Origin of the sequence: Virgisporangium ochraceum, assembly GCF_016863655.1 — a bacterium.
Classification (GTDB): domain Bacteria; phylum Actinomycetota; class Actinomycetes; order Mycobacteriales; family Micromonosporaceae; genus Virgisporangium; species Virgisporangium ochraceum.
The window spans coordinates 37727-43726 of record NZ_BOPH01000154.1; the positions used below are offsets into that span (position 1 = coordinate 37727).

1 pseudogene (running past one end of the window) is annotated in these 6000 nt (G+C 75.1%); it reads right to left on the bottom strand.

The annotated features are described in order from the left end of the window. Nucleotides 1-5909 (bottom strand): annotated as a pseudogene (locus Voc01_RS55085) (type I polyketide synthase); its annotated part reaches 1369 nt to the left of the window's first position; the annotation flags it as partial. Nucleotides 5910-6000: the final 91 nt, after the last annotated feature.

Below are 6000 nucleotides of genomic sequence, written 5' to 3' on the forward strand. Positions count from 1 at the left end.
AGAACCGTACCCTCGCGTACGGCGGTTTCCGGCTCCCCGGTGGCGACCGCCGCCGCGACCGTGGCGGGGTCGGCCGGCTGGTCGAGGTCGACCAGCGCGAACCGGCCCGGGTACTCCTTCTGCGCCGAGCGGACGAGCCCGCGCACGGCCGCGCCGGGCAGGTCCGGCACCGTGTCGCCGGGCCGCGCCGCGACCGAGCCGTGGGTCACCAGCACCAGCCGCGACCCGTCGAGCCGGTCGTCGGCGAGCCAGATCTGCAGCAGTGCCAGCGCGTTGCGGGCGGCGCCCCGGGCCGCTTCGGCGGCTCCGCCGGTGCCGGTGACGCTCGAGTAGACGACGGGGGGCGCGGGTTCCCCGGCGGAGAGGCCGGCGCGCAGCGCGAGCAGCCCGGCGTACGGGTCGCGGCCGAGGTGCACGGCGTCGCCCTCGCCGGTGCCGGTGACCGGCACCCACTCCACGGCGAACAACGCGTCGTTGCCGGTGCCGCGCAGGTCGGCGTCGGTGAGCGTGCGCAGCTCCACGTCGTCGGCGGTGAGCACCGGCCGTCCGGTCCCGTCGGCGACGAGCAGCGCCGCGCTGTCGGACCCGGTGGGGCGCAGCCGCACCCGCACGGTCGTGGCGCCTTCCGCGTGCAGCCGCACGCCGGTCCACGAGTACGGGTACCGCGTCCCGCCGGCGCCGAGCGGCCTGAGCGCGGCCTCCAGCAGCGCCGGGTGCAGCCCGAACGCCCCGTCGATCCCCGCCCCGTCGACCCCCGCGCCCTCGATCTCGGCGTAGAGGTCGTCGCCGTCCTGCCACAGCGCGCGCACGCCCTCGGGCGCGGTCCGCTCCCCGGCACCGGTCGGCGGCCACTCCGCGAGCGTCCCGACCTCGGGGGCCGGTCCGGCGGTGGTGAGCCGGGCGACGGCGTGCCGGGTCCACGGCTCGTCGGGGGCGGCGTCGGGGGTGCGGGAGTAGATGGTCAGCTCCCGTCGACCGACCGCGACCTGCAGGTGCACGCCGCGTTCCGGGACCACCAGCGGCGCGCCCAGGGTCAGCTCCTCGACGAGGTCGCAGCCGACCTGGTCGCCGGCCCGGATCGCGAGCTCGACCATGGCCGCCGCCGGCAGCACGACCGAGCCGCCGATGAGGTGGTCGGCCAGCCACGGGTGCGTCCGCACGGACAGCACGCCGGTGAGCAGCAGCCCGTCTCCCCCGGCGAGCGGCACGACGGCACCGAGCAGCGGGTGGTCGGCGGTGCCGATCCCGACGGCGGAGACGTCTCCGGCGCGGCGCTTCGTCGACGCCCGCGGCCAGTACCGCTCGCGCTGGAAGGCGTACGTGGGCAGGTCGACGCGCCGCCCACCGCCGAGCACGGCCGCCCAGTCGACGCCGGTCCCCCGCACGTGCAGCCCGGCAACCGCCATGACGCTGGTCAATGCCTCATCCCGGTCCCGGCGCAGCAGCGGCAGGAACTCCCCACTGTCGACGCAGTGCTGCCCCATCCCCGAGAGCACCCCGTCCGGCCCGACCTCCACGAACGTGGTCACCCCGGCGGCTTCCAGGGCCTTCATCCCGTCGGCGAACCGCACCGCCTCCCGGACGTGCCGCACCCAGTACTCGGGGGTGGCGAGGTCCCCGTCGAGGTTCGACATGACCGGAATGGACGGAGCGTGGAACGTGAGCCCCGCCGCGACCCGGAAGAAGTCCTCGAGCATCCCGGCCATCAGCGGCGAGTGGAACGCGTGGCTCACGGTGAGCCGCTTCGCCTTGAACCCCTTGGTCACAGCCAGAACGGCGTCTTCTTCACCCGAGACCACCACCGACCGCGGCCCGTTGACCGCCGCGATGCTCACCTTCGCTTCGAGCCCGGAAAGCAGCGGCAGCACCTCCTCCTCGGAGGCCTGCACCGACACCATCGCCCCACCGGCCGGCAACGCCTGCATCAACCGGCCACGTGCACTGACCAACGTCGCAGCGTCCACAAGCGACAGCACCCCGGCCACATGCGCCGCCGCCAACTCACCGACCGAGTGGCCGATCAGGAAGTCCGGCCGCACACCCCACGACTCCAGGAGGCGGAACACCGCCACCTCCAGGGCGAACAACCCCTGCTGCGTATTGACCGTCTGCGCCAACAGCTCCGCAGCGTTGTCAGAGGAGTCACCGAACACCACCTCGCGGACCCCGTCGTCCAGGTGCGCGCACACCGCGTCGAACGCCTCCGCGAACACCGGGAACGCCTCGTACAGGCCACGGCCCATCCCCGGGCGCTGCGCACCCTGGCCGGTGAACAGGAACGCGGTCCCGCCCTCGCCCACGACCCCGCGGATGGCGGGGTCGGCCAGCCCGGCGACGAGCGCCTCCCGGTCGTGCGCCACCACCACGGCCCGGTGCTCGAACGCCGACCGGGTCGTGGCGAGCGAGTACGCCACGTCGGTCACCGGCACGTCCGGGTGGTCGGCCAGGTATGCGGTCAGCCGCCGGGCCTGGTCGCGCACGCCCTCCTCGGAGGCGGCCGACAGCACCCACGGCGTCACCGCCGCGGGCGCCGGGCCGCCCGTGTGCACCGGCTCGTCGGCCGGCGCCTGCTCGATGATCGCGTGCGCGTTGGTCCCGCTGATGCCGAAGGCGGAGACGCCGGCGCGCCGGACGCGGTCCGTCCGTGGCCACCCGACCGCCTCGGTGAGCAGCTCGACCGCTCCGGCGGTCCAGTCGACGTGCGGCGACGCCGCGTCGGCGTGCAGGGTGCGCGGCAGGACCTCGTGGCGCAGCGCCATGACCATCTTGATGACGCCGGCGACCCCGGCGGCCGACTGCGTGTGGCCGATGTTCGACTTCAGCGAGCCGAGCCGCACCGGACGGTCCCACGGCCGGTCCTGGCCGTAGGTGGCGAGCACCGCCTGTGCCTCGATCGGGTCGCCCAGCGTCGTGCCGGTGCCGTGCGCCTCCACCACGTCGACGTCCACTGTGGACAGCCCAGCGTTGGCGAGCGCCTGGCGGATGACCCGCTGCTGCGCCGGTCCATTAGGCGCCGTCAGACCGTTGGACGCGCCGTCCTGGTTCACCGCGCTCCCCCGCACCACGGCGAGCACCGGGTGCCCGTGGCGCCGCGCGTCCGACAGCCGCTCCAGCAGCACCACGCCCACGCCCTCGGCCCAGCCGGTGCCGTCGGCACCCGCGCCGAACGCCTTGCAGCGCCCGTCGGCCGACAGCCCGCGCTGCCGCGAGAACTCCACGATCGTGCCGGGGGTCGAGAGCACGGTGACGCCGCCGGCCAGCGCGAGCGTGCACTCCCCCGACCGCAGCGCCTGCGCCGCCAGGTGCATCGCCACCAGCGACGACGAGCACGCCGTGTCGACCGTCACCGCCGGACCCTCCAGGCCCAGGTGGTACGCCACCCGCCCGGACAGCACGCTCGTCGCGTTGCCGGTGCTGAGGTAGCCGTCGACCGGCTCGTCCGAGTTTGTGAGCAGCGCGGCGTAGTCCTGGTTGTAGGTGCCGACGAACACGCCGGCGCGGCTGCCCCGCACGGTCGAGGGGTCGATCCCGGCCCGCTCGAACGCCTCCCAGCTCGTCTCCAGCAGCAGCCGCTGCTGCGGGTCCATGGCCAGCGCCTCGCGCGGGCTGATCCGGAAGAAGCCGGCGTCGAACCGGCCGACGTCGTCGAGGAAGCCGCCGCCGCGGGTGTAGGTGGTGCCGGGGTGGTCGGGGTCGGGGTGGTAGAGGCCGTCGAGGTCCCAGCCGCGGTTGTCCGGGAACGGCGAGATCGCGTCGCGGCCCTCGGCGACGAGCCGCCACAGGTCCTCCGGTGACGCGACGCCGCCGGGGTACCGGCAGCCCATGCCGACGATGACGACCGGGTCGTCGGTGCCGGCCACCGCTGTCGCGGGCGCGTCCTGCGCCGGTGCGGTCCCGAGCAGCTCGTCGCGGATCAGGGCGGCGAGGGCGGTCGGGGTCGGGTGGTCGAAGACGGCGGTGGCGGGCAGCCGCAGCCCGGTCGCGGCGCCGAGCCGGTTGCGCAGCTCGACCGCGGTGAGCGAGTCGAACCCGAGCTCCCGGAACGGGCGGCCGGAGGCGACCTCGGCCGGGTCGGTGTGTCCGAGCACGGCGGCGGCCTCGGTGCGTACCAGGTCGAGCAGCGCTCCCGGACGGTCCAGCAGCCGCCGGTCGACGACGGGTGCGGTCTCCGCCGCGACGGGCTCGACGTCGGGCAGGTCCGCGAGGAACGGTCCGGTGCCGGCGGCGGGCACGAACCGGTCCCACGCGACGTCGGCGACCACCAGGGTCGTCTCGTCGTCGTCGAGGGCCCGGGCCAGTGCGGAGACAGCCAGGTCCGGATCCAGGGCGGGCAGGCCGGCCCGGTACAGGTGGTCGCGGCCGGCCTCGTCGGTGGCGCCGCCGGCGCCGGTCCACGGTCCCCACGCGATCGCGGTGGCCGGGTGGCCCGCGGCGCGCCGCCGCTCGGCGAGGGCGTCGAGGTAGGCGTTGGCGGCGGCGTAGTCGCCCTGGCCGCTGCTCCCGAACACGCCGGCGACCGAGGTGAACACGACGAACGCGTCCAGCGGCCGGTCGGCGAGCAGGTCGTCCAGGGCCTGCGCGCCGGTCACCTTGGTGGTGAAGGGGTCCGCTCCGGGGGTCACCTCGACGGCGTGCACGACGGCCGTGAGGTCGGGCAGCGTCGTGAGAAGGTCCGCGAGTTCGTCACGGTTGTCGGGACCCGTGTGGACCACGTGAGCGGCCCCATGGTCGGCCAGCCACCGACCGACCCGGGTGGCGAGCACCCCGTTGCCGACGACGAGCACCGTGCCCCGCGCCCGCCACGACCGTCGTGCCGGGCCCTGTTCGACGCGGACGAGCCGGCGGCCGTGGGCGCCGGTGTCGCGCAGGGCGACCTGGTTCTCCCCGTTCCAGCCGGACAGCACGGACGCGAGCAGGTCCGTCGCACCGGCACCGAGCGACGCGGGCAGGTCGACCAGCCCGCCCCAGCGTCCCGGAAGCTCCGCCGCCACGACGCGGCCGAGCCCCCACACGGCGGCCGCGGCCGGCACGGGCGCCGGATCGGACGCCGAGGTGCTGACGGCGCCGCGGGTCACCACCCACAACGGCGCGTCGACGTCGGCCAACGCCCGCACGGCGGCGGGAAGGGTGCGGTGGTCACCGGTCGGCAGGATCACGCCGTCGATCCGTCCACTGTGGATGGACCGGGAGACGCGCGCCCCCGCGGCCTCCAGCGCGCCGACGAGGTCGTCGTCGCCGTCGCCCAGCACGAGCCAGTCGCCGTGCAGCACGGTCGGCGGTGCCTGACCGAGTGTCTTCCACGTGACCCGGTACCGCCACCGGTCGATGGTGGAGCGGTCGAGGCGGCGCTGGCGCCAGGTGGTCAGCGCGGGCAGCGCTCCGGTGATGGCGTCGGTGTCGGAGCCGAGCGCGAGCGCGTCGACGTCGCCGTTCTCGACGGCGGTCCAGAACTCGGTGTCGAGCGGGTCGTTGGTGGACGGCCGCGGGTTCTCCAGCCAGAAGCGCTGGTGCTGGAAGGCGTAGGTGGGCAGGTCGATCCGCCGCCCGCCGCCGAGCACCGCGCTCCAGTCCACGGCAACCCCGAGCATGTGCAACCCCGCCACGGCGCGGACGCTGGTCGACGCGTCGTCCCGGCCCCGCCGCAGCAGCGGCAGGAACTCACCGGTCTCCACGCACTGCTGACCCATCGCCGACAGCACGGCATCGGGACCGACCTCCACGTACGTGGTGACCCCGGCCGCCTCCAGGGCGCGCATCCCGTCGGCGAACCGCACCGCCTCCCGCACGTGCCGCACCCAGTACCCGGGCGTCGTCAGATCCCCGTCCAGGTTCGACACGACCGGGATCACCGGCTGGTGGAACGTCAACCCCGCCGCTACCGCGTGGAACTCGTCGAGCATGCCGGCCATGAGCGGCGAGTGGAACGCGTGGCTCACCGTGAGCCGCCTGGCCTTGAACCCGGCCGTCACCGCCAGAACGGCCTCCTCCTCACCGGAGACC